The organism is Halomonas fontilapidosi (genome assembly GCF_014192285.1).
GTDB lineage: Bacteria > Pseudomonadota > Gammaproteobacteria > Pseudomonadales > Halomonadaceae > Halomonas > Halomonas fontilapidosi.
Window position 1 is genome coordinate 59827 of sequence record NZ_JACHXQ010000006.1, and the last position, 24088, is coordinate 83914.

General features: G+C 66.8%; 25 protein-coding genes. 11 read left to right on the forward strand and 14 right to left on the reverse strand.

Annotation, left to right across the window (positions count from 1 at the left end; translation table 11 throughout):
- Nucleotides 1-3: 3 nt before the first annotated feature.
- Nucleotides 4-1506, reverse strand: a complete 1503-nt coding sequence (locus FHR95_RS10100) for a YifB family Mg chelatase-like AAA ATPase (RefSeq protein ID WP_183314290.1) — start codon at nucleotides 1504-1506, stop codon at nucleotides 4-6.
- A 74-nt stretch (nucleotides 1507-1580) separates the two neighbouring features.
- Entirely contained in the window at nucleotides 1581-1922 is a 342-nt protein-coding gene (locus FHR95_RS10105) for an accessory factor UbiK family protein (RefSeq protein WP_183314291.1), read from the reverse strand.
- Nucleotides 1923-2213: 291 nt separating this feature from the next.
- On the opposite strand from FHR95_RS10105, the gene FHR95_RS10110 reads away from it, so the two are divergent.
- From FHR95_RS10110 to glnK, 3 genes are all read left to right on the forward strand, one after another.
- Nucleotides 2214-2552 carry a P-II family nitrogen regulator gene (locus tag FHR95_RS10110; protein WP_040183764.1) on the forward strand — a complete coding sequence of 113 codons (339 nt, stop codon included), beginning with the start codon at nucleotides 2214-2216 and terminating at the stop codon, nucleotides 2550-2552.
- Between the two features lie 39 nt (nucleotides 2553-2591).
- Entirely contained in the window at nucleotides 2592-3842 is a 1251-nt protein-coding gene (locus FHR95_RS10115) for an ammonium transporter (RefSeq protein ID WP_183314292.1), read from the forward strand.
- Nucleotides 3843-3994: 152 nt separating this feature from the next.
- Entirely contained in the window at nucleotides 3995-4333 is a 339-nt protein-coding gene (gene glnK / locus FHR95_RS10120; RefSeq protein ID WP_040183762.1) for a P-II family nitrogen regulator, read from the forward strand.
- Nucleotides 4334-4482: 149 nt separating this feature from the next.
- Here glnK and FHR95_RS10125 read toward each other — a convergent pair whose 3' ends face one another.
- Nucleotides 4483-5259, reverse strand: coding sequence for a ferredoxin--NADP reductase (locus tag FHR95_RS10125; protein WP_040183761.1), 777 nt, complete (start codon nucleotides 5257-5259; stop codon nucleotides 4483-4485).
- A gap of 144 nt (nucleotides 5260-5403) precedes the next feature.
- Here FHR95_RS10125 and FHR95_RS10130 point away from each other — a divergent pair, with 144 nt between their 5' ends.
- Entirely contained in the window at nucleotides 5404-6330 is a 927-nt protein-coding gene (locus FHR95_RS10130) for a LysR family transcriptional regulator (RefSeq protein ID WP_040183760.1), read from the forward strand.
- A 49-nt stretch (nucleotides 6331-6379) separates the two neighbouring features.
- Here the strand turns inward: FHR95_RS10130 and FHR95_RS10135 are convergent, their stop codons facing one another.
- From FHR95_RS10135 to hemE, 3 genes are all read right to left on the reverse strand, one after another.
- On the reverse strand, nucleotides 6380-6808 hold the full coding sequence (locus FHR95_RS10135; protein WP_040183759.1) for a host attachment protein: 429 nt from the start codon (nucleotides 6806-6808) through the stop codon (nucleotides 6380-6382).
- A 140-nt stretch (nucleotides 6809-6948) separates the two neighbouring features.
- A complete protein-coding gene (locus tag FHR95_RS10140) occupies nucleotides 6949-7356 on the reverse strand; it encodes a VanZ family protein (protein ID WP_052448555.1) in 408 nt (135 codons plus the stop codon).
- Nucleotides 7349-8425 (reverse strand): uroporphyrinogen decarboxylase, encoded by a 1077-nt coding sequence (gene hemE / locus FHR95_RS10145; RefSeq protein ID WP_183314293.1) that lies wholly within the window; start codon nucleotides 8423-8425, stop codon nucleotides 7349-7351. Before hemE ends, FHR95_RS10140 begins: the two co-directional genes overlap by 8 nt.
- Nucleotides 8426-8580: 155 nt before the next feature.
- Here hemE and ribA point away from each other — a divergent pair, with 155 nt between their 5' ends.
- Entirely contained in the window at nucleotides 8581-9216 is a 636-nt protein-coding gene (ribA, locus tag FHR95_RS10150) for a GTP cyclohydrolase II (protein WP_040183756.1), read from the forward strand.
- A gap of 46 nt (nucleotides 9217-9262) precedes the next feature.
- The gene (gene trhA / locus FHR95_RS10155) at nucleotides 9263-9934 is read left to right on the forward strand and encodes a PAQR family membrane homeostasis protein TrhA (RefSeq protein ID WP_183314294.1); all 672 of its coding nucleotides are present in this window, start codon (nucleotides 9263-9265) and stop codon (nucleotides 9932-9934) included.
- Nucleotides 9935-9959: 25 nt separating this feature from the next.
- Here the strand turns inward: trhA and djlA are convergent, their stop codons facing one another.
- From djlA to FHR95_RS10175, 4 genes are read right to left on the reverse strand one after another with little or no spacing between them, the layout of a single operon-like run.
- Nucleotides 9960-10718, reverse strand: coding sequence for a co-chaperone DjlA (gene djlA, locus FHR95_RS10160; protein ID WP_183314295.1), 759 nt, complete (start codon nucleotides 10716-10718; stop codon nucleotides 9960-9962).
- Between the two features lie 28 nt (nucleotides 10719-10746).
- The gene (dxs, locus tag FHR95_RS10165; protein WP_183314296.1) at nucleotides 10747-12660 is read right to left on the reverse strand and encodes a 1-deoxy-D-xylulose-5-phosphate synthase; all 1914 of its coding nucleotides are present in this window, start codon (nucleotides 12658-12660) and stop codon (nucleotides 10747-10749) included.
- A 15-nt stretch (nucleotides 12661-12675) separates the two neighbouring features.
- Nucleotides 12676-13563, reverse strand: a complete 888-nt coding sequence (locus FHR95_RS10170; RefSeq protein WP_183314297.1) for a farnesyl diphosphate synthase — start codon at nucleotides 13561-13563, stop codon at nucleotides 12676-12678.
- A complete protein-coding gene (locus tag FHR95_RS10175) occupies nucleotides 13550-13834 on the reverse strand; it encodes an exodeoxyribonuclease VII small subunit (protein WP_040183752.1) in 285 nt (94 codons plus the stop codon). The genes FHR95_RS10170 and FHR95_RS10175 overlap by 14 nt, the downstream gene beginning before the upstream one ends.
- Nucleotides 13835-14106: 272 nt before the next feature.
- Between FHR95_RS10175 and serA the strand changes: the two genes are divergently transcribed.
- The 3 genes from serA to FHR95_RS10190 all read left to right on the forward strand — a co-directional run bounded on the left by serA (nucleotide 14107) and on the right by FHR95_RS10190 (nucleotide 18469).
- Nucleotides 14107-15357 (forward strand): phosphoglycerate dehydrogenase, encoded by a 1251-nt coding sequence (gene serA, locus FHR95_RS10180; RefSeq protein WP_183314298.1) that lies wholly within the window; start codon nucleotides 14107-14109, stop codon nucleotides 15355-15357.
- 352 nt (nucleotides 15358-15709) lie between these two features.
- Nucleotides 15710-17065 (forward strand): 8-oxoguanine deaminase, encoded by a 1356-nt coding sequence (locus FHR95_RS10185; protein ID WP_183314299.1) that lies wholly within the window; start codon nucleotides 15710-15712, stop codon nucleotides 17063-17065.
- Between the two features lie 60 nt (nucleotides 17066-17125).
- On the forward strand, nucleotides 17126-18469 hold the full coding sequence (locus tag FHR95_RS10190) for a uracil-xanthine permease family protein (RefSeq protein WP_040183750.1): 1344 nt from the start codon (nucleotides 17126-17128) through the stop codon (nucleotides 18467-18469).
- A 58-nt stretch (nucleotides 18470-18527) separates the two neighbouring features.
- Here FHR95_RS10190 and FHR95_RS10195 read toward each other — a convergent pair whose 3' ends face one another.
- The gene (locus FHR95_RS10195; RefSeq protein ID WP_183314300.1) at nucleotides 18528-19793 is read right to left on the reverse strand and encodes an amino acid deaminase; all 1266 of its coding nucleotides are present in this window, start codon (nucleotides 19791-19793) and stop codon (nucleotides 18528-18530) included.
- A 101-nt stretch (nucleotides 19794-19894) separates the two neighbouring features.
- Between FHR95_RS10195 and FHR95_RS10200 the strand changes: the two genes are divergently transcribed.
- Together FHR95_RS10200 and FHR95_RS10205 are read left to right on the forward strand one after the other, a co-directional pair.
- Nucleotides 19895-20680, forward strand: a complete 786-nt coding sequence (locus tag FHR95_RS10200; protein WP_183314301.1) for an enoyl-CoA hydratase — start codon at nucleotides 19895-19897, stop codon at nucleotides 20678-20680.
- A 126-nt stretch (nucleotides 20681-20806) separates the two neighbouring features.
- Nucleotides 20807-21631 (forward strand): IclR family transcriptional regulator domain-containing protein, encoded by an 825-nt coding sequence (locus FHR95_RS10205; RefSeq protein ID WP_040183738.1) that lies wholly within the window; start codon nucleotides 20807-20809, stop codon nucleotides 21629-21631.
- A gap of 79 nt (nucleotides 21632-21710) precedes the next feature.
- On the opposite strand, the gene FHR95_RS10210 is transcribed toward FHR95_RS10205, so the two are convergent.
- From FHR95_RS10210 to FHR95_RS10220, 3 genes are read right to left on the reverse strand one after another with little or no spacing between them, the layout of a single operon-like run.
- Nucleotides 21711-22226, reverse strand: a complete 516-nt coding sequence (locus FHR95_RS10210) for a MarR family winged helix-turn-helix transcriptional regulator (protein ID WP_082042503.1) — start codon at nucleotides 22224-22226, stop codon at nucleotides 21711-21713.
- A 13-nt stretch (nucleotides 22227-22239) separates the two neighbouring features.
- On the reverse strand, nucleotides 22240-23535 hold the full coding sequence (locus tag FHR95_RS10215; protein WP_183314302.1) for a TRAP transporter large permease: 1296 nt from the start codon (nucleotides 23533-23535) through the stop codon (nucleotides 22240-22242).
- Nucleotides 23528-24070 (reverse strand): TRAP transporter small permease, encoded by a 543-nt coding sequence (locus FHR95_RS10220; protein ID WP_183314303.1) that lies wholly within the window; start codon nucleotides 24068-24070, stop codon nucleotides 23528-23530. The genes FHR95_RS10215 and FHR95_RS10220 overlap by 8 nt, the downstream gene beginning before the upstream one ends.
- Nucleotides 24071-24088 lie beyond the last annotated feature (18 nt).

Here is a 24088-nt window from a genome sequence, read left to right on the forward strand (position 1 = left end):
CCGTCACCCCTTGAGCAGGCGGTCGAGTTGCCGATAGCCGATTGCCTCGATCAGCTGATCGCGACCGGGATGTGCCTCGCCGGCCAGGTCGGCGAGCGTCAGCGCGACCCGCAGCACGCGATGGTAGGCCCGCGCCGAGAGCTTGAGACGCTCCAGCACGCCGGCTAGCCAGGCGCGATCCGCCGCCTGCAGCGCGCAGGCCTCTTCGAGGGCCTGGCCGGCCAGCCGGGCATTCAACTCGCCGCGGGCGGCCTGACGCGCCCGCGCCGCCATGACCCGCTCGCGGACCACCGCCGAGGATTCCCCTGCCTCGCGGGAGGTAAGCTGCTCCGGCGACAGCGCCGGGACTTCCACCTGCAGGTCGATGCGGTCGAGCAGCGGTCCCGAGAGGCGCGCCTGGTAACGCTGGATCTGGGCCGCCGTGCAGTGGCAGGCCTGGCGCGGGTCGCCCAGGTGCCCGCAGGGGCAGGGGTTCATGGCCGCCACCAGCTGGAAGCCGGCCGGGTAACGACGCTCGTGGCTGGCCCGGGCGATATGGATCTGTCCCGACTCCATGGGCTCGCGCATTACCTCCAGCACGTGCCGCGAGAACTCCGGCAGTTCGTCGAGGAACAGCACCCCGCGGTGGGCCAGGGAAATCTCGCCGGGACGCGGCCGGGAACCGCCGCCCACCAGGGCCACGGCACTGGCGGTATGGTGCGGGGCACGGAACGGGCGCACGCCCCACTCCTCCGCATGCGAAAGCCCGCTGACCGAGCGGATCGCCGCCACTTCGAGGGCCTCCGACTCGGAGAGCGGCGGCAGGATCCCCGGCAAGCGGCTGGCCAACATGGTCTTGCCGGTCCCGGGCGGACCGGCGAACAGCAGGTTGTGTCCGCCGGCGGCGGCCACCTCCAGGGCGCGCCGTGCCTGATGCTGGCCACGCACCTCCGCCAGGTCGGGGCCCGCCTCGGGTAGCGGGGCGATGTTCGGGGGCCGATGCGGTGCGATGGGTGCCTGGCCCAGCAGGTGGGCCACGACCTCCAGCAGGTGATCCGCGGGCAGCACCTCGAGGTTACCGGCCAGGGCCGCCTCGTCGGCATTTGCCTGAGGGACGATCAATTGACGGCCGGCGCGATGCGTCGCCATGGCCAGCGGCAGAACGCCGGCCACCGGGCGCAGTCGGCCATCCAGGGCCAGCTCGCCGGCGCACTCGACGCCCGACAGCGCCTCGGGCGGCACCTGGCCGGAGGCGACCAGCAGGCCGAGGGCAATGGGCAGATCGAAACGGCCCCCCTCCTTGGGCAGGTCGGCGGGCGCCAGATTGAGGGTGATGCGTTTCAGCGGGAAGTCGAAGCCGGCATTGACCAGGGCGCTGCGTACCCGTTCGCGACTCTCCTTGACGGCGGCTTCCGGCAAACCCACCAGGGTCATGCCGGGCAGTCCATTGGCCAGGTGCACCTCGACCAGCACCTCGGGGGCCTCAAGGCCGAGGCCAGCCCGGGTGTGGATGATTGCCAGCGTCATCGGCGCTCCCTCGCAGCCCGTCTGACCTCAGGCTAGCCCAGCCCGACGGGATGCGCCCGATGCCAAGCGGGGAATCAGCGGTCGGTCTCGCCAGCGCCGGCGTCTTCCTCGGGGCGCGGCACGTCCGGCAGCGCGGCCGGTGGCTCACTCGGCGTTGCGTCCTGCGAGGTATCGGTGTCCAGCGCCGCCTCGAGAGCCGCTACCTGTGTCTCCAGCGCCTCAACCCGCGCCCGGGTGCGCTGCAGGACATCCATGAGGATGTCGAAATCTTCCCGCGAGACCAGCTCCAGGCGATCGAAGGCGCCTTTCACTACCTGCTGAACGCCCTTCTGAACCTCCTCAGGCGCCTGGGAAGCGCCCTGCAGACGGTCGCCGATCTGCTGGGCCAGGCGGCTGATGCGATCATGGCTCACCATGGTGTCCCTCCTGAATCGTGATGGAATGCCTCCCCACAGGATACGCAAGGCACTGGCCCGGCGCATTCTCCACCATCGCCCTCTTGTGGAGCATGCGCACCACGACAGCGCACCACAACAGGGCGGTCACGACGACAGCACACTTCCCTCTACCGAAACGCCATCCCGTAATACACCCCAACATACTGATATAAAAGCCATATTCTTGGAGTTGGCACGCTTTACGCTTGGGCAGGACAGTCACTCATCGCGCGGCATCAAGCCGCCGACATCCAGTAGGGGAGATCCGGGATGAAGCTGATAACTGCCATCATCAAACCATTCAAGCTCGACGATGTGCGCGAGGCACTCGCCGACAATGGCGTCCAGGGCATCACTGTCACCGAGGTCAAGGGCTTCGGTCGCCAGAAGGGCCATACCGAGCTCTATCGCGGTGCTGAGTACGTCGTCGACTTCCTGCCCAAGGTGAAGGTCGAGGTCGCAGTGGACGACTCACGACTGGAGACGGTGCTCGATGCCATCTGCAGCTCGGCCAACAGCGGCAAGATCGGCGACGGCAAGGTCTTCATCACGCCGCTCGAGGACGTCATCCGAATTCGCACCGGTGAGCGCGGCGCCGATGCCGTCTGACCGACGCCCCCTTCCCATTCCTGACGTGGAGAGACCCCCATGGTCGAATTATCCGAGCTGAGCTACGCGCTCGATACCTTCTACTTCCTGATCTGCGGCGTCCTGGTGATGTGGATGGCGGCCGGCTTCTCGATGCTCGAGGCAGGCCTGGTGCGCTCCAAGAACACCGCCGAGATCCTGACCAAGAACATCGCGCTGTTCGCCATCGCCTGCACCATGTACCTGCTGGTGGGCTACTACCTGATGTACTCCAGCGGCGCAGGCGGTTTCCTGCCGAGCCTCGGCGTGCTGATCGGTGGAGAAAACGGCGTCGACGCGGTGTTGGCCGGCGGAGAGGACGCCCCCTACTATTCGATGCGTTCGGACTTCTTCTTCCAAGTAGTATTCGTGGCGACCGCCATGTCCATCGTCTCCGGTGCCGTGGCCGAGCGCATGAAGCTGTGGGCCTTCCTGGCCTTCGCCGTGGTCATGACCGGCTTCATCTATCCGGTCTCGGGCTACTGGACCTGGGGCGGCGGCTGGCTGGCTGAAGTCGGCTACTCCGACTATGCCGGTTCCGGCATCGTCCACCTGGCCGGTGCCGCCGCAGCCCTTGCCGGCGTGCTGGTACTTGGACCCCGTAAGGGCAAGTACGGCAAGGACGGCAGCATCTTTGCCATCCCCGGCGCCAATCTGCCGCTGGCTACCCTGGGGACCTTTATCCTCTGGATGGGCTGGTTCGGCTTCAACGGCGGCTCCGAGCTGAAGATGTCCGACGTCGGCTCCGCCAACAACGTGGCCCAGGTGTTCGTCAACACCAATGCGGCCGCCGCCGGGGGCGTGATTGCCGCCCTGGTACTGGCCAAGCTGTGGTTCCGCAAGGCCGACCTGACCATGGCCCTCAACGGTGCCATCGCCGGCCTGGTCGCCATCACCGCCGATCCGCTGTCGCCCAGCGCGCTGGGCGCGGCAGTCATCGGTGCGCTGGGCGGGCTGCTGGTGGTCATCTCCATCGTCATGCTCGACAAGCTCAAGCTGGACGACCCGGTGGGTGCCATCTCCGCCCACGGCGTGGTGGGTATCTGGGGCGTGCTGGCAGTGCCGTTCTCCAACGCCGAGGCAGGCTTCGGCCCGCAGATCATCGGTGTCCTGGGCATCTTCCTCTGGGTGTTCGTGGCCAGCCTCATCGTCTGGCTGATCCTCAAGGCCGTGATGGGTATCCGGGTCACCGAGGAGGAAGAGTACGAGGGCGTCGATCTGGCCGAATGCGGCATGGAAGCCTATCCCGAGTTCAGCGCCTCCAAGAAGTGAAGTAGGCTCCCAGCAAGCCGATGTGCTCTCACTGGCCCCCTTACGGGGGCCTTTTTTATTCCTCCCGCACCGGGTGTATGCTCTGGCACAATGAACACAGCAGGAGTGGCGGCCAGCGCCACCGACCAACGCACAGGACGAGGATCAAGACCATGAAACTGGTGACCGCCATCATCAAGCCGTTCAAGCTCGACGACGTACGGGAGTCGCTCTCCGAGATCGGCGTCCAGGGCATCACCGTTACCGAGGTCAAGGGCTTCGGTCGCCAGAAGGGCCACACCGAGCTCTATCGCGGCGCCGAGTACGTGGTCGACTTCCTGCCCAAGGTGAAGCTCGAGGTTGCGGTCGACGACGACATGGCCGAGAAGGTGATCGACGCCATCACCCAGGTCGCGAATACCGGCAAGATCGGCGACGGCAAGATCTTTATCACCCCGCTGGATGAGGTGATCCGCATTCGTACCGGCGAGACCGGCAAGGACGCGGTCTAAGCACCAAGCGGCCAAGCGGAGCCTAAAGCCAGGTAGCCAGTAGCAAGAAACCCCACCAGCGGTTAGCACGGTGGGGTTTCACGTTTCTGCCTCGCTACCTACCGCCCGTCACCGAACAGCTTGGCGGCTCGGTGCTTGAGGCTCGGCGCTTATTTCTCGACGAAGGCCCGCTCGATGACGTAGTCGCCCGGCTCGCCCATGCGCGGCGAGATATTGAAGCCAAGCTCGTCGAGCAGATGGCTGGTGTCGTCGAGCATCGCCGGGCTGCCACAGATCATGGCACGATCCTGCTTCGGGTCGATGGCCGGCAGGCCGGTATCTTCGGCCAGCTTGCCGCTGCGGATATGGTCGGTCAGTCGCCCCATGGTGTGAAAGGTCTCGCGGGTCACGGTGGGGTAGTAGACCAGCTTCTCGCTGATCTCCTCGCCGAGATACTCGTGGGCAGGCAGGTCCTTCTGGATGAAGTCGGCATAGGCCAGTTCGCTGACGTTGCGCACGCCGTGCACCAGCACCACCTTTTCGAAGCGCTCGTAGACCTCGGGGTCCTGAATCAGGCTCATGAATGGCGCCAGGCCGGTACCCGTGGAAAGCAGATAGAGATTGCGTCCCGGCAGCAGGTCGTCGGTGACCAGGGTGCCGGTAGGCTTGCGGCTGACCATGATCTGGTCGCCGACCTGGAGGTGCTGGAGGCGCGAGGTCAGGGGCCCATCGGGCACCTTGATGCTGAAGAACTCCAGGTGGTCCTCGTAATTGGGGCTGGCAATGGAGTAGGCCCGCATCAGCGGCTTGCCGTTCACCTCGAGGCCGATCATCACGAACTGGCCGTTCTTGAAGCGCAGGCTGCGTTCTCGGGTGGTCCGGAAACTGAAAAGGGTATCGTTCCAGTGGTGCACACTCAGAACGTCCTCAAGCGCAAACTTGCTCATGCCGACTCCTTGATATTCCCTAAAAGAATAGATCGGATAGCCAATCTTTGAGGGCAATTCTAAGAGCCGGGGCAATATCTGTTAAATGAATTGTATGGATAACACTTATCTATACTGTGAATATCAAGTTCGCCGAGGCATGTCATGCGCTACACCCTGCGTCAGCTGGAGGTCTTCGTCGCCGTCGCCCAGCACGAGAGCGTCTCACGGGCCGCTCGCGCCCTGGCGCTTTCCCAGTCGGCGACCAGTACCGCGCTCGCCGAGCTGGAACGGCAGTTCGACTGCCGACTGCTCGACCGTCTCGGCAAGCGCCTGAAACTCAATGCCCTGGGCTTCCAGCTGCTGCCCAAGGCGGTCGCCCTGCTCGACCGTGCCGAGGAAGTGGAGGAACTGCTGCGCGGCCAGCAGGGCATCGGCACCCTGGACGTGGGCGCCACCCTGACCATCGGCAACTATCTGGCGACCCTGTTGATCAGCGACTTCATGCAGCGCCACCCGGGCAGCCGAGTACGCCTCTCGGTGCGTAATACCCGGACCATCATCGACAGTGTGCGCCAGCATGAGCTCGACCTGGGGCTGATCGAGGGACAGTGCGAGGAGGAAGATGTGATTACCCAGCCGTGGGTAGAGGACGAGCTGGCGGTGTTCTGCTCACCTCGTCACCCGCTCGCCACGGCCGGGCCGGTGGAGCTGGACCGTCTGCTGCGCGAGGCCTGGATCATGCGCGAGCAGGGCTCCGGCACCCGCTTGACCCTGGAACAGGCCGCCCGGCACCGACGCGGACGCTTCAACATCCTGCTGGAACTGGAGCATACCGAGGGCATCAAGCGGGCGGTGGAGTCGGGGCTCGGCATCGGCTGCATCTCGAAGCTGGCCCTGCGCGATGCCTTCCGCCGCGGCAGCCTGGTACCCATTGCCACGCCCGACCTGGACCTGAGTCGCCAGTTCACCTTCATCTGGCACCGCCACAAGTACCTGGCCACCGGCATGCGCGAGTTCCTCAAGCTGTGCCGGCAGATGACGGAGGGCATTCGCCGAAGCGATCAGATCGATCTGCCCCAGGTGACCTGACGTAACGCGGCCCGCCACGAAGGCCGGGCCGCATGGAGGACGAGAGCGACTAGCGAAGGTCGCTGACGGCCTCCTGTATATCCGCCAGGGAGGCCTTGGTGAGGTCCTTGGCCAGGGTGTGAATCACCAGCTTGGCAGTGGGGCCATCGATCTTGTCACGCAGCTGGCCGAGGAAGCGCGGCGGAGCCACCAGGATCAGTTTCTCCATGGAGTTATCGACGCGGGCACGATAGAGCCGCTCGGCAACTTCTCGGGCGAAGATCTCCTCGTGGTGTTGGGTCGCGACGTTCTCTCCGCCGGCACTGCGCGACGTGGTCGCGGTCGACTCATGGACATCGCCACCGCGATCCGTCACCAGATCCCCCTCGTGCATGCGCCCCTCGGCGTGAACGAGGCTGTCTTTCTCGCTGACCTTGAGTCCATCGCGGGTGAAGAGTCGAGCCCGCGCCGCATCAGCCACCACGATATACGTTGTCATAGCCGCTCCTTGATGCTGGTGAATTGACGGAAGCCCTCCCCAGGGGGACAGCCGCTTCCGCCGCTAACTGCACATTGGCAAGACGGGTCGCATTGGTCAACCGGGAGATACGCGGCCGATGCCAGCCGCCCTCTGCGCCTCTAGAGGCGTGACACGCGCCGCGTCGGACGTCGCCGACAGATTCGACGCAGCGCATACAGTATCAGCGCTGCCACGGCGGCACCCAGGCCGTTGGCCAGGATATCCACCCAGTCACCGCCGACGCGCCCAGGCACCAGGGTCTGGGCAAACTCGAAGGCAATGCCCAGCAGCAGCGCGGCCAGGAAGGCGGACGGAAGGCGAATGCCGGCAAGACCGATCAGGCCCGCCAGGCCGCCATAGCCGATGAAGTGGCTGGCCTTGTCCCAGGGCAGCGTCTCCGGCAATTCATGACTTGGCGTCAGACTGCCCCAGGCGATCACCAGCAATGCCAGACTGGCCAGCACCGCCCAGCGGCGGCGCCAGCGTCGGTCCTCGCCTGAGGCCAGCCGGTACAGCCAGTCAGCCATGCGCGATATTGCGATGGTAGGCCGGACTGAGGTCGTGGAGGGCCTCCATGAAGGCCGTCACATGATCCGGGTCGGTGAACTGGTTGATACCGTGCCCCAGGTTGAAGATGTGGCCGGGCCCGTGGCCGAAGCTGTCGAGGGTACGTGCCACCTCGGCACGAATCGCCGAGGGACGGGCGAACAGCACGTGGGGGTCGAGGTTACCCTGCAGGGCAACCCGATTCCCGACGCGCGCCCGGGCGTCGGAGAGCTCGGTGGTCCAGTCCAGGCCGACGGCATCGGAGCCGGCCGCGGCGATATCCTCGAGCCACTGGCCGCCGTTCTTGGTGAACAGGATCACCGGCACTCGGCGCCCCTCGTGCTCGCGGATCAGGCCGGCGACGATCTGCTCCATGTAGCGCAGCGAGAACTCCAGGTAGGCCGGCGTGGAGAGCGCGCCACCCCAGGTATCGAAGATCTGTACCGCCTGGGCGCCGGCACGGATCTGGGCGTTGAGGTAGTCGGTGACGGCCTGGGCCAGGGTATCGAGCAGCCGATGCATGGTGTCCGGCGCATCGTAGAGCATCGTCTTGACGTGGCGGAAGTCCTTGCTCGAGGCCCCTTCGACCATGTAGGTGGCCAGCGTCCAGGGACTGCCGGAGAAACCGATCAGCGGTACCCGCCCGTTCAACTCGCGGCGGATGGTCGAGACCGCCCGCATCACATAGTCCAGGTCGCGTTCGGCATTCGGCGCCTCGAGCGCCTCTACCTCGGCCGCGGTGCGCACCGGCTTGCGGAATTTCGGGCCTTCGCCGGTCTCGAAGTAGAGCCCCAGCCCCATGGCATCGGGAATGGTCAGGATATCCGAGAAGAGAATGGCCGCATCCAGCGGGTAGCGCTCGAGCGGCTGCAGCGTCACCTCGCAGGCCAGCTCCTGATTGCGGCACAGGTCCATGAAGCTGCCGGCGTGCCCCCGCACCTCACGATATTCCGGCAGATAGCGGCCGGCCTGGCGCATCATCCATACCGGCGTGCGGTCGACGGGTTGACGCGCCAGGGCGCGCAGAAAGCGGTCGTTCTTGAGTTCCATGCGGGCAGCTCGTCCACGGAAAATGTGGGCGCCATTGTACCCCATCGAACGGCTCGAGGATGAGCCCCGTGACGCAACGGTGAGCCGACCGGGCCTTCCTGATAGAATGTCCCTTCACCCGTCGGCAACGCCGTGGTCTTCCACCGAGGTACATCGTGACGATTCGATTCATCGCCGCCTCGCGGCTGCCCACTCCCTGGGCCACCTTCACCATGCACGGCTTCGAGGACGACGCCACCGGCAAGGACCACATCGCCCTGACCCTGGGTGATGTGGCCGACGTCGCCCCGGTGCTGGGACGGGTCCACTCCGAATGCCTGACCGGCGATGCGCTCTTTTCCATGCGCTGCGATTGCGGATTTCAGCTGCAGGAGGCGCTCAAGCGCATCGCCGAGGAGGGCCGCGGCGTGCTGCTCTACCTGCGCCAGGAGGGGCGCGGCATCGGCCTGCTCAACAAGATCCGCGCCTACCATCTTCAGGATGCCGGCGCCGATACCGTGGAAGCCAACGAGCAGCTGGGCTTCGCCGCCGACCTGCGCCGCTACGACCTCTGCGTGCCGATGCTCGATCATCTGGGGGTCCAGGCGTTGCGCCTGATGACCAACAACCCGCGCAAGGTCGATGCCCTGACCCAGGCCGGCGTGGTGGTGATGGAACGCGTTCCGCTGACCACCGGTCTGAATGCCCACAATGAGCAATATCTCACCACCAAGGCCGGCAAGCTGGGCCACATGATGGCGCTGGACGACTTCACGCAGGCCAGCGACGTGGATATCGAACGCAAGCCCTGAGCCTCTCCCGACCCGACATCGGGCTGGCTCCCTGCAGAAGGCCCCGATGACGCATCACAGCTACCTAGACGAGACGCCTTTCAGTGTCCTGGAGGAACGCCTTCACAGCATCAGCCATGGGATCGGCGCAGCGCTCAGCCTCGCCGGCGTCGTGGTGCTGCTCGTGGTGGCCAGCCTGGCCGCCCGTGCCGACCCCTGGAAGCTCGCCGGCATCGGTCTTTACGGCATCAGCCTGGTGCTGCTCTACACGGCCTCCACCCTTTACCACGGCGTCCGCCACCCGCGCCTGAAGCGCCTGTTCCAGCTGCTCGACCACTGCGCAATCTACCTGCTGATCGCCGGCACCTATACGCCGTTCCTGCTGGTCAACCTGCGCGGCCCGACAGGCTGGACGCTGTTTGTCACCGTCTGGTCCCTGGCGCTGGCCGGCATTGCCTGCAAGCTGGCCTGGCCCCAGCGCTTTGCCGCGCTGCGGGTCGCCATCTACCTGGTGATGGGCTGGCTGATCGTCTTCGCCGGCGACGAACTGGCGGCGCGGCTATCCGCGACCGGCCTGACCCTGCTGGTCGCCGGCGGCGTCACCTATACCCTTGGCGTGGCCTTCTATGCCGTCAATGCCATTCCCTTCAACCACGTGATCTGGCACCTGTTCGTCATGGGCGGCAGTGCCTGCCACTACTTCGCGGTCTACACCGCAGTGCTGCCCTTCACGGCCTGAGCGCGTCTCATGCCGGCTCGGCGGGTCAGGCGCCACGGGCCTTGCGGATCCGCTCGTAGGCGCTGCCGATCTCGCTGGTGCGCTCCTTGGCGACCTCACGCATGCTCTCGGGCAGGCCCTTGGCGGCGAGCTTGTCGGGATGGTTCTCGCTCATCAGGCGCCGGTAGGCCTTCTTGACCTCGGCGTCGCTGGCATCCTGGTCGACCCCCAGCACCCGGTAGGCATCCTCCAGCGACAGGCCCTGCTCGTCCGCCCCCGACGGACCTGCGCGCAGCATGGCCTCGATCTGGGCAATCTCGGCTTCGGAGCAGCCCAGGCCCCGCACCACCCGCATCAGCATCTCGTGCTCGGCGGGGTGCAGCTGACCATCGGCGGCGACCGCCGCCAGCTGCACTTGCAGGAAGACCTGACGCAGCGCGGGCTGATGGGCCGCAATGTGGCGAATCTTGGCCAGCTCGGCGTCCAGATCGAAGTCCGAACTCTTGCCACGGGTAAAGTCCTCGCGGGCCTTGGCGCGCTGGGCCTCGTTCAGCCGCAGCCGATCCCACAGCTTGCGGGACGCTTCCAGCTCATCCTCGGAGACCTGGCCATCGGCCTTGCACAGGCACCCCATGACGGCGAAGGTCGACTCCAGAAACTGCGACTGGGCGCCGACCAGCTTGTCGACCAGGCGCTTGCGCAGCCGCCTGCCCAGCCAGTAGCCCAGCGCCCCGCCCACCAGCAGGCCGATGGGCCCGCCAATGGCCAGCCCCAGCAGGGCACCGATCAGTATCAGAAACAGCATCGCAACCTCATGAGAGAAACGTGACGTATCAGGACAGCCGGGCGCGGATCGAGGCCTCGATGCCGTCCGCGTCCAGGCCGCACTCGGTGAGCAGCTCGGCAGGCTTACCATGCTCGACGAAGGCATCGGGCAGCCCGAGATTGAGCACTTCCACCTGGACCCCCTCGGCCATCAGCAACTCGTTGACGGCACTGCCGGCACCGCCGGCGACCACGTTCTCCTCCAGGGTCACCAGCAGGTCGTGCTCGTCGGCGGCGGCCAGCACGGCATCACGATCCAGTGGCTTGACCGAGCGCATGTTGAGGTGGCTGGCCTCGAGGCGCTCGGCCACCTCGGCCGCCGGGCCATTGAGGCTACCGAAGGCCAGTAGGGCCAGCCGTGTCTCGCCCCCGGTGCCACGTCGACGCCACTCGGCACGGCCGATCTCGATCGGCTCGAGGTGATCAGGGGTGGGGACTCCCGGTCCGGTGCCACGCGGGTAGCGCACCGCGGCAGGGCCGGGGTGGTGGTAGGCGGCGCTGAGCATCGCTCGACACTCGGCCTCATCGGCAGGGGCCATCACCACCAGGCCCGGCAGGCAGCGCAGGTAGGAGAGGTCCAGAGCACCGTGATGGGTGGGCCCATCCTCGCCCACCAGGCCGGCGCGATCGATGGCGAAGGTCACGTCCAACTCCTGCACGGCCACGTCGTGAATCAGCTGGTCATAGCCACGCTGCAGGAAGGTGGAGTAGATCGCCACCACCGGTTTCATGGCCTCGCAGGCCAGACCCGCGGCCAGGGTCACCGCATGCTGCTCGGCGATCGCCACGTCGAAGTAACGCTCGGGGTACTCCTGGGAGAAGCGCACCAGGTCTGATCCCTCGCGCATGGCCGGGGTGATGCCGACCAGACGCTCGTCTACCGCCGCCATGTCGCACAGCCAGTTGCCGAAGACACGGCAGTACTTCTGCTTGTGGCTGGCAGGCTTGAGCGGCGGAGGCGTCTTTGCACTCTTTTCCGCCTCGTTCTTTTCCAGCTTGGTAATGGCGTGATAGCCGATGGGGTCCGCCTCGGCGGGCAGGAAGCCCTTGCCCTTGCAGGTCTTCACGTGAAGGAACTGAGGGCCGTCCAGATCACGCATGTTGCGCAGCGTCTGCACCAGCAGCGGCAGGTCGTGACCGTCGATGGGTCCGATGTAGTTGAAACCCAGTTCCTCGAAGAGCGTGGCCGGGCTGATCATGCCCTTCATGTGCTCCTCGGTCCGCCGCGCCAACTCCAGGGCGCCGGGCAGGTGGGAGAGCACGCGCTTGCCGCTCTCGCGCATGCTGGTATAGGGCTTGCTGGTCAGGATGCGTGCCAGATAGCTGGCCATGCCGCCGACGTTCTCGGAGATCGACATCTCGTTGTCGTTGAGCACCACCAGCAGGTTGGCGTCCACATGGCCGGCATGCGCCAGGGCCTCGAAAGCCATTCCGGCGGTCAGCGCGCCATCGCCGATCACCGCGCAGACTCGGCGCTGCTCACCGCGGGTCCGGGCGGCCAGGGCCATGCCCAAGGCGGCCGAGAGCGAGGTGCTCGAGTGGCCGACGCCGAAGGTGTCGTACTCCGACTCGGCGCGTCGCGGAAAGGCGGCGAGGCCGCCATACTGGCGGATGCCGGTCATCGCCTCGCGCCGCCCGGTGAGGATCTTGTGGGGATAGGCCTGGTGGCCCACGTCCCACACCAGGCGATCGAACGGCGTATCCAGCGCCTGATGCAGGGCAACGGTGAGCTCCACCACGCCCAGACCGGCGCCGAAATGACCGCCGGAAACGCCCACGCTGTAGAGCAGGTAGGCGCGCAACTCGTCGGCCACCTGGGCCAGCTGGCCGGCATTCATGGCGCGCAGTGCGGCCGGGGTATCCAGGGTATCGAGCAGCGGCGTGGCCGGACGCTCGACGGGGATGTCATCGAACAGCTTCATGTGGGCCCTGTAGTGTCAGTAATCTCGCTCGATCATGTAGTGGGCCAGGCCGGCCAACGGCGTGGCGTCCGCGCCCAGCGGCGCCAGGGCCGCCACGGCGGTCTCGACCAGCTCGTCGGCCCGCCGGCAAGCCCCCTCGAGGCCCAGCAGGCTCGGGTAAGTAGGCTTGGCTCGAGCCGCATCGGCGCCGGAGGTCTTGCCCAGGGTGGCGGTATCACCCGTCACGTCGAGGACATCGTCGTGAATCTGAAACGCCAGGCCGATGGCATCGGCATAGACGTCCAGGGCGGCTAGCCGAGGATCGGCCTCATCGACGGCGACCAGACCGCCGAGGCGGACCGCGGCGCGGATCAGCGCACCCGTCTTGTGCCCGTGCATGGCCGCCAGCGCCGCTACATCGGGATGTCCGCCAACGGCAGCGAGGTCCAGCGCCTGGCCGGCCACCATTCCGTCGCGCCCGGCGGCATCAGCCAGCGTGGCCACCAGGGCGGCCAAGCGGGGATGGCTGGCCCGTGCCAGCACCTCGAAGGCCAAGGCTTGAAGGGCATCACCGGCGAGAATTGCGGTGGCCTCGTCATAGGCCCGATGCACCGTCGGCTGCCCGCGCCGCAGGTCGTCGTCGTCCATGGCCGGCAGGTCATCGTGGACCAGCGAATAGGCATGAATCAGCTCCAGCGCCATGGCCGGGGCATCCAGGTCGTCATCCGCAGCACCCAGGGCACGACCGGCCGCATAGACCAGCACCGGCCTCAGCCGCTTGCCGCCCACCAGCAGGCCGTGGCGCATGGCCGCCTCGAGACGCGGCGCAGGCGCCAAGCGCTCGGCAAAGAGGGCCTCCAGGCGGTCATCGACCCGCGCACGATCCGAAGCCAGGCGGCTGACCAGGGAATCATCGCTCACCATCGTCCTCCGCGGCAGGCGCATCGAAGGGCTGCAGATCGACACCGCCGGCCTCGCCCTCGGTCAGGGTGCGTACCCTCAGCTCTGCCTCGTCGAGCCGTCGCTGGGCGTCGCGCGTCAGGCGAACCCCCTGCTCGAAGGCGGCCAGCGACCCCTCCAATGACAACTCGCCGGACTCCAGTCGCTCGACGAGCTGCTCGAGCCGCTCGACGGTGGCGGCAAAGTCGGCCGGTGCCGGTGGCTCGTCGTTACCTTGACCTTGCTGTTCCGCCATCGCCTCTCTCGCTGGTGACTGATCATTGGGCGACCAGTATACACGCTCTCCCCGGGGGGTCGTCTGCCCCGCCCGGCTCCCACGCAACTTGCACGCCATTCACCCAGGACGCTCAGCATTTTCATCTTCGTTCATGCCGGCTGTGGTAAGATATCGACCCTGTTTCGAGCCTGCTCTTGCCCCGCGCGAAGCGTCTCCGGCGGGCTCCAGGCTCATCACCATCTTCATGACACATGCATGCGGCTCGCGCCGACGAAGGGGTTGAATCGACCATGGCCAAAACGTCCCTGGACAAGAGCAAGATCAAGATCCTGCTGCTCGAGGGCGTCCACCAGAGCGCGGTGGACAACCTACTCAATGCCGGTTACACCAACATCGAGCACCTGCCGACCTCGCTGGACGAAGCGACGCTGATCGAGAAGATCCGCGACGTCCACTTCATCGGCATCCGCTCGCGCACCCAACTCAACGAACGCGTCTTCGACGCGGCCGAGAAGCTGGTGGCGGTCGGCTGTTTCTGCATCGGGACCAACCAGGTGGATCTCGATGCTGCCCTGGTACGCGGCATCCCGGTCTTCAACGCCCCCTTCTCCAATACCCGCTCGGTGGCCGAGCTGGTGCTGGCCGAGGCGATCATGCTGCTGCGCGGCATTCCCGAGAAGAGCGCCCGTGCCCACCAGGGCGGCTGGCTGAAGTCGGCGAAGAATGCCCATGAGGCGCGCGGCAAGACGCTGGGCATCATCGGCTACGGCAGCATCGGCTCGCAGCTCTCGGTGCTCGCCGAGTCACTGGGCTTCGACGTCATCTACTACGACGTAGTGACCAAGCTGGCGATGGGCAATGCCCGCCAGGTGGCCAGCCTGGAGGAGCTGCTGGCGCGTGCCGACGTGGTCAGCCTGCATGTGCCAGACCTGCCCTCCACCCGCTGGATGATCGGCGAGCCCGAGGTCGCCCTGATGAAGCCGGGAAGCATCCTGATCAACGCCTCCCGCGGCAGCGTGGTGGTGATTGAGGCCCTGGCCGAGGCGCTGAAGGCCGGCCGCCTCAACGGCGCCGCCATCGACGTCTTCCCGGTAGAGCCCAAGGGCAACGAAGAGGAGTTCGAAAGCCCGCTGCGCGGCCTGGCGAACGTCATCCTCACCCCGCATATCGGCGGCTCCACCCTCGAGGCTCAGGAGAACATCGGCATCGAGGTCTCCGAGAAGCTGGTCACCTTCTCCGACAACGGCACCACCGTCAGCTCGGTCAACTTCCCCGAGGTCGCTCTGCCGGCCCATCCGGGCAAGCACCGCCTGCTGCACATCCACGAGAACGTGCCCGGCGTGCTCTCCGAGATCAACCGCGTGCTCTCCGAGAACGATATCAACATCATCGGCCAGTATCTGCAGACCAATGAGCGCATCGGCTACGTGGTCATCGATGTGGACAAGGCCTACGGCGCTCGGGCGCTCGAGGCCCTTCGCCAGGTGAAGCACACCCTGCGGGTACGCGTGCTCTACTCCGAGAGCAGCTACGCCGACTGAGCCCGTCTCCGACCGGCAGGACGGAGCCGCCGCATCCATGATGCGGCGGCTCTTTTCATGAACGCCGCCCATTCAGCCGGGCTGCCTGCCGCCACCCTTTGCATGCCGAGGAGCGCCGCTGCCGACCGCTCGACGGCGGCAAGCCTCGAGCGCACGCGGATCAAGCACCCCGGTCTTGACAGTTGCCCCAAAGCCTCCCATTTTGTACACAAAACATGATGCCGCCTGGGCAACACTGAAAGTACACATACTATGTCGAAGGCACCTGAACCAAGGATCCAACCTGCTACGAGACTTGGGTAACCCTTTGCCTACGACAGGGGCCCCGCCGCGGGATCCCCGGGAGAACAGCATGACACCGACATCGCAGACCCTGTGGATCCGAGCCCCCCGTGCCTGCAGCGATGCGCGTGCCGCCGGCGGCGTGGTGATTCAGGACGGACGTATCGTGGAAGCGGTGCCTTTCGGCACCACACCGACAACGCCGGTGGATGAGGTCTTCGACGCCTCGTCGCACGTGCTGCTACCCGGGCTGGTGAACACCCACCACCACTTTTACCAGACCCTGACCCGCGCCTACTCGCCGGCCTTGAACAAGGAACTCTTCCCCTGGCTCACCACCCTGTATGACGTCTGGGCCAAGCTCACCGAGCGCCAGCTGGCACTCGCCAGCGAGCTCGCCATGGTCGAGCTGCTGATGTCCGGCTGCACCACCGTGGCCGATCACCACTACGTCTTCTCCGGGGCGCTGGAAAACGCCATCGACGTTCAGGTGGCGACCGCCCGCCGCCTCGGCGTGCGTGCCGCCCTAACCCGCGGCTCGATGAGCGTGGGCCAGGACGATGGCGGCCTGCCGCCCCAGTCGGTGGTACAGGACGAGCGCACCATCCTCGACGAGAGCGCGCGGCTGATCGGCGCCTATCACCAGCGCGGCGAGGGCGCCATGACCACTATCGCCCTGGCCCCTTGCTCGCCCTTCTCGGTGAGCCGCGAGCTGATGCAGGAGAGCGCCCGCTTGGCCGAGGAACGCGACGTGCGCCTGCACACCCACCTCGCCGAGACTGCCGACGAGACCGCCTACTGCGAGCGGCTGTTCGGCATGCGCCCGCTGGACTACCTGGAAGCCACCGGCTGGCTGAGCTCGCGCACCTGGCTGGCGCACGGCATTCACTTCAATGACGAGGAAATCGCTCGCCTGGGGCGGGCCGGCACCGGTATCGCCCATTGCCCGTCGTCGAACATGGTGCTGGGTTCCGGCATGTGCCGCACGCTGGAGCTCGAGGCCGCCGGTTGCCCGGTGGGTCTGGCGGTGGACGGCTCAGCCTCCAACGATCACTCCAACCTGGCCGAGGAGATGCGCCAGGCCCTGCTGCTGGGACGGCTACGCTACTCGCCGAGTCGGGTGACCCACGACGACGTGATCCGCTGGGCCACTCGTGGCTCGGCGGCCTGCCTGGGGCGCAGCGATATCGGCGGGCTGGCACCCGGCCAGCAGGCCGACCTGGCGCTTTTCCGCCTCGACGAGCCGCGCTTCTCCGGCGCGGAAAACCCCATCGCCGCCCTGCTGCTGTGCGGTGCCCATCGCGCCGACCGGGTCATGGTCGCCGGGCAGTGGCGCGTCACCGAAGGCCGGCCGGTGGGCGTCGACCTCGACGCCCTGCTGGCTCGACATGACCAGGCCGCGCGCAAGCTACGCGGCTCAGTGTGATGCCTTTCCCGCTGCCCGCGATTTCCCACCACCTCCAACAATGACAACAGGAGACACCTCATGACCACCGAGTCCCGCCCCGAGGCGACGGAAACCGGGGTGCGCAGCACCCAGGACGTCGACGCCATGCCGCCCCTGGGGCGCGCCATTCCCCTGGGACTGCAGCACGTACTGGCGATGTTCGTCGGTAACGTCACCGTGCCCATCATCATCGCCGGTGCCGCAGACCTCTCCGCCGAGCAGACCACCTTCATGATCCAGGCCGCGATGTTCGTGGCCGGGGTGGCCACTCTGGTGCAGTCGCTGGGGCTTGGCCCCATCGGCGCCCGCCTGCCCATCGTCATGGGTACCAGCTTCGGCTTCGTGCCGGTGCTGATCCCCATCGCCGTGGGCATGGGGCTGCCGGCGGCCCTGGGGGCGGCGCTCTGCGGCGGGGTCGCCATGGCCCTGGTGGGCCTGTTCCTGCCCTGGTTCCGCTTCCTCTTCCCGCCGGTGGTCACGGGGACCTTTGTGATCATGCTCGGCACCCTGCTGATGCCGGTGGGGCTGGCCTATGTGGGCGGCGGCTTCGGCGCCGAGGACTTCGGGGCCTCACACCACCTGTTGCTGGCGGGGCTGGTGCTGGTCATCACCCTGGGCCTGCACCAGTTCGGGCGCGGCATCTGGTCGGAGGCCGCCCCGCTGATCGGCCTGCTGGCCGGCTATGCCACGGCCACGGCCTTCGGCCTGGTGGACTTCTCCGCCATCGGTGGCGCCGCCTGGGTCTCGCTGCCCACGCCGCTGGCCATCGGCCTGGAGTTCCACTGGGCCGCCGTGCTGCCGGTGGTGCTGCTGGCCGTAGTGACCTGCGCCGAGTCGATCGGCGACATCGCCGGGACCACCGCCGGGGGGCTGGATCGTGCGCCGACCCCCAAGGAGCTCTCCGGCGGGGTGATGGCCGATGGCCTGGCCAGCGTCTTCGCCGCCATCTTCAACGCCTTCCCCCAGATCAGCTTCAGCCAGAATGTCGGCATGGTGGCGCTGACCGGCGTGGTCAGCCGCTTCGTGGTGGCGATCGGCGGCGGCTTTCTGGTCATCGCCGGCCTGCTGCCCAAGCTCGGCGCCATCGTTTCGAGCATTCCCAATGCCGTGCTCGGCGGGGCGGTGGTAATCATGTTCGGCATGATCGCCAGTGCCGGCATCAAGATGCTCTCCCACATCAGCTTCAACAAGCGCAACATGGTGATCATCGGCGTCTCGCTGTCGGCGGCCATCGGCCTGCCGGCCCAGGAGGGGCTCTATGCCGACCTCTCCGACAACCTCCAGGCGATCATCGAGTCGGGGCTGATTCCCGGTGCGCTCTGCGCCATCGTCCTCAACCTGATCCTGCCTCGCGAGGAGCGCCCCTTCCGCAGCGATGTCTGAGCTGACCCGCGCCTGCCCCGCCGCCTCGAGGAGGTGGCGGGGTAGCATGCTCGGGACGTCAGAAGCAGGTCTCGAGGACCTCGACCACCGCCAGCGACGCGTCGACCCGACACAGGCGTCGCCACTTGTCGAAGGTCAGGCAGGGATGGGAGATGCCGAAGGCGACGATGTCGCCGATGCGCACCTCCTCCCCACGATGGTGGCCCGGCGTCTCGGGCAGGCGCACGAAGGCATGCTGGTCCATGAGCTTTTCCACCCGCCAGCCATCGATCGGCATCGTTCGGTCCGCCGACCCGCCTTCGCGATAGCGGCGCAGCGCCCGCGGCAGGCGGTCGCCGCCGACATCGCGGCGTCCCATGGCGACAATGGCAAGGCCCGGCTCCGGCAGCGACTGCACCTGGGCAAAGACCTCCAGGGCCGGTCGTAGCCCCTCGCCGAGGGCCGGCCGACGCCCCAGCACCCTGGCCTGGGCCTCACCGTAGAGGCCGTGGTCGTGGGTCACATAGCAGCCGGGACGCATCACCCGGCGGACCCGCTCATCCAGCCCGGCATCGCGGAAGGCCTCGGCGACGATGTCGTGCCAGGCAGACCCGGAGGCGGTGACAAGCGGTCGCGCCCCCGCCAGCAGGCCGGCCTGCATGAGGGCGGAAAGGGTGTCGACCAGATCGGCCGCATAAGCCGCCACCGCCGCTTCCGGGGACGCCTCTCCCTCTGCCTGAACCAGCCCCTCGTAGCCCTCCACACCGCAGAGCTCGAGACCCGCCGCCGCGTCGACCACGGCGGCCAGCGCCAGCACCTCCTCGCGGCTGCGACAGCCGCAGCGCCCGCCCGGCACCCCGCGCTCGATCAACACCGGCAGGCGCAGGCCACGCCCGGCGAAGAAGGCGTCCAGCTCGCGGGCGTTGTCAGCGGCGTCCACCAGGCACCAGAGCTCAGCGCCGGCCTCGAGCAGCTCCGCCACGATGGCCATGTTGGCGCGCCCTACCAGCTGGTTGGCCAGCAGCAGGCGCGTCACGCCATGGGCGAAGGCAGCCCGGCACTGGGGGGCCGTGGCCAGGGTGATCGCCCAGGCGCCGCTTTCCCGCTGGCGGCGAAAGAGCGCCGGGGCCATGGTGGTCTTGCCGTGGGGCGCCAGCAGGGCGCCGTGGGCATCGCAGAAGGCCTGCATCCAGCCCAGGTTATGGGACAGCGCTGCCTCGTGCAGCACTGCCGCCGGCAGGCTCACGTCCGCCAGCAGGCGAGGGCCGATCTCGGGCAGCCCCTTGTGCTCGGCGCGTTCGGGGTCCGCCAGGAAGGCGGTGGACTCGGGGGACACGTCGCTCATGGGCACTCCTCGCCAGGGACCGTCTTTGGTCGCAAGCCTATCGAATGCGCTGCCCGGGGCGCTAGGCTGGAGGCCTGTGCCTTTCCACCGGAGTCCCCACGATGCACGATGACAACCCCCTGGTCCGCCGCCATGAAGCCGACGGCGTGACGACTCTGACGCTAAACCGGCCGACGCACTTCAACGCGCTCTCCGAGGAGATGCTCGAAGCGCTGGGCGTCGAGCTCGACCGCCTGGCCGACGACGCACAGGTGCGCTGCGTGGTGATCGCCGCCGAGGGTCGCGCCTTCTGTGCGGGCCACGATCTCAAGCAGATGCGTGCCAATCCTGAAGAAACCTACTATCAGCAGCTCTTCACGCGCTGCGGGGCCGTGATGCAGGCGATCGTCGAGCTGCCGGTGCCGGTGATCGCCCGGGTGCAGGGCCTCGCCACGGCGGCCGGCTGCCAGCTGGTGGCCAGCTGCGACCTGGCGGTGGCCGCGCGCTCGTCGCGCTTCGCCGTCTCGGGCATCAATGCCGGGCTGTTCTGTTCCACGCCGGCGGTGGCGCTGTCGCGTAATGTCGGCCGCAAGCGCGCCATGGAGATGCTCTTCACCGGTGAATTCATCGACGCCGACCAGGCCCGCGACTGGGGCCTGGTCAACCGAGTCGCCGACGACGAGGCCCTCGACGAGGTGCTTGGCAAGCTCACCGCCAGCATCTGCGCCAAGAGCGCGGTTGCGGTGCGTACCGGCAAGGCGATGTTCCACCGCCAGCTTGCCATGCCGCTGGACGAGGCCTACGCCTACGCTGGGGAGGTGATGGCCTGCAACATGATGGCCGAAGATGCCGGCGAAGGGATCGACGCCTTCATCGAGAAGCGCCCGCCCCAGTGGCGACATCGCTAAAAGCGCGACGACAGCGCTCGAGAGCAGGCGTCGACACTGGATGGAAGCCATTTCCGCAACCGCGACAATGCCCGACCGACACGGTATCCTGTCGCTTCGTCAGAACGCGGCAGGAGGACAGTACGGGTGAGCGAAGGCAAGCGCAGGACAGCGGGACGGCCCGCGGGGTCGGGCAAGAGTACCAGTGGTCACAGCCAGTCGCTGGTACGCGGGCTCAACCTGCTCGAGCGTCTGGCGGCCAACCCCGGCGGCCTGGCCCTGTCCGAGGTGGCCGAGCAGGCGGATCTTGCGCCTTCGACCACTCATCGGCTGCTGCAGGCCCTGCAGAGCCAGGGCTTCGTCACCCAGGACAGCGAGCTCGGCGTATGGAAGATCGACGTCAAGACCTTCCGCATCGGTAACAGCTTCCTGGAAGCCCGCGACTTCGTCGCCACAAGCCGCCCCTTCCTGCGCCGCCTTACCGCCGTGACCGGCGAGACGGCCAACCTTGGCGTGCGCGACAACGGCACGGCGGTTTTCCTGGCCCAGAGCGAGTCGCCGCAGATGATGCGCATGATCACCCGGCTCGGTTCCCGGGCACCGCTGCATGCCTCGGGGGTTGGCAAGGCGCTGATGGCCTGGCTGCCGGAAGACGAATTCGAGCGCGTCCTCGACGAACGTGGCCTGGCGCGCGTCACCGAGAACACCCTGCACACCGCCGCATCGCTGCGCGAGGGGCTCGCCGAGGTTCGCCGCCAGGGCTTCGCCTGCGACCGGGAGGAGCACGCCATCGGCCTGCAGTGCGTGGCCGCCTGCGTCCATGACGAGCACGGCACCCCGCTGGCCGCCATTTCGGTCTCCGGCCCCAAGGCGCGCATCCCCGAGGCGCGACTGGCCGAACTGGGCGAACTGGTGCGGGATACTGCCGCCGAGATCACCGCCCGGCTGGGCGGCCAGGTGCCGGCGATCTGATCGCCAGCGCCCGGCCGACACGACTGCGCCCGGCCATGGCCGGGCGCAGTCGTGTGGCGGATTCGCCTTCAGGGTCAGCCTAACCGATGCGCTCCAGCTGCCGTTCGAGCTTGCCCATGGCGTTGAGCAGGTCACGGTATTCGCCCGCGCTCAGCGTCGCCACGAGCTCTGCCTCCCAGTGCTGGGCCTCGGGGATCAGGCGCGAAAGCAGCGCTACACCCTCGCGCGTCAGGTGCAGGTCATGCACCCGCTGATCCTTGGCGGAGGGCGTTCGCGTCACCAGGCCGCGATCAACCAGCGCCTGCACCGCCCGGGAGACTCGCGCCTTGTCCATGTTGGTATAGGTGCAGACCTTCTTGGCAGTCAGGTCATCGCAGTGGCTGAGCCAGGCCAGCACACGCCACTGGGCCACGTTGAGCCCGTAGCGCTGTGCGTACATGCGCTCCAGCTCATCACTGATGCGGTCGGCCAGCCGGTTGAGCCGATAGGGCAGGAACTGGTTGAGGTCGAGCTCAGGCTTGGGGGGAAGACCCGCCCCGACGACGTCTTCATCAGCACTCGTCGGCTCTTGAAACACATTTGGTGGCCCTTCCATTTCCATCCTTCCCCTAATAGAGCAGTTGCGGCAAGAAGAGTGCGACACTCGGGAACACCAGTACCATCAGGGCACGCACGGTACCGGCCACCCAGAACGGGGTCACCCCGCGGAAGATTGTCCCCGTGGAGACGTCTGGCAGGACAGCCCGAAGCACGAAGACGTTCATTCCCACCGGTGGGGTGATCAGGCTGATCTCGATCACGATCACCACCAGGATGCCGAACCACACCAGATCATAGCCGAGTCCTGCCACCACCGGAAAGAACACCGGTACGGTGAGCAGCAGCATCGACATGCTTTCGAACACACACCCCAGCACCACATAGATGGCGATGATCACCAGGATCACCACGAAGGGCGCCACATCCAGGCCGCTGACCAGGGCCAGCAGATCGTTGGGCAGCCCCGCACGGTTGATGAAGTTGGCAAAGATCAGCGCCGTCAGCACCACAGCGAACAGCATGGCGGTGGTACGCACGGTATCCATCAGCACGTTCATCAGCACCTGGAAATTCAGCGCCCGCTTCAGCAGGGCGATCACGAAAGCCCCCATGGCGCCGATACCGGCGGCTTCGGTGGGGGTGAACACCCCAAGATAGATGCCGCCAATCACCAGCACGAACAGTGCCAGGGTGCTGCCAACGTCCTTGAGCGCGGCAAAGCGCTCCGACCACGGCACCGCCTCGCCGGCCGGGCCGGCGTCGGGGTCACGCCACAGCACCCACTTCACCGCACCCAGATAGAGGAAGATACCTAGAATCCCGGGGATAAAGCCCGCGGCAAACAGCTCACGAATGCTGGTCTCGGTGAGGATACCGTAGATCACCAGCATCACGCTGGGCGGAATCAGGATACCCAGGGTACCGCCGGCGGCGATCGACGCCGCCGCCAGGGAGTCCTTGTAGCCGTACTTGCGCATCTGTGGCATGGCCACACGGCCCATCGTGGCACAGGTGGCCAGGCTCGAACCGCAGATGGCGCTGAAGCCGCCGCAGGCCACGATGGTGGCCATCGCCTGGCCGCCCTTGCGATGACCGAGGAAACCATTGGAAGCACGGAACAGGGCATCCGACAGTCCGGCATGGGACACCAGGTTGCCCATCAGAATGAACAGCGGGATCACCGACAGGCCGTAATCCATGGCGGTATCGATCACTCGACGGGCGGCCATGGCCTCGGCGGCGTTCCAGTTGCCGGTGAGGTAATAGAAGCCGGCGAAGCCGACGATCCCCATGGCGAACGCCAGCGGTACCCGCAGGAACGCCAGGATCAACAGAGCGGCGAAGCCGTAGAGCGCTTCAGTCATTGTCGCCTCCCTTGCTCAGTGGGCCGCCCCGCTCGAGCACGCCAACGCCCTCCAGCAGGTAGGCTCCGGCGCGCATGACGGTCAGCAATGCCGACAGGGCCAGCATGATCGCCATCAGGTAGATGAGGTAGCCGATGGGAAGACGCAGGAATTCGGTCACATCGCCCCAGGCGAAGGCCCGTGAGCCCAGCGCCCAGACGCGCCCCGCCATCACCCACAGCGCCGCCGTCACGATCAGGTTGACGATCATCTGGCGCAGCCAGATCCAGCGGGGAGGAAAGATCGCGTCGAGGAGGTCGACGCTCACGTGCTCCTCGCGCCAGCAGGCCACCGGCAATGACAGGAAGACCACTGCCGCCAGCATCAGCTGGGTCAGCTCCACGCTGCCGAGGATCGGGGAGTTGAAGAAAAAGCGGCCGGTCACATCGGCCGTGGTCAGCAGCATCATGGCGAAGAGGGTGGCGCCTGCCACCCCCTCCAGCGTCAACTGCATGGCACGGCCGACCCTCAGCCAGCGAGTGGACGGGGTCGGCATGGTCAAGCCTCCAAGGGT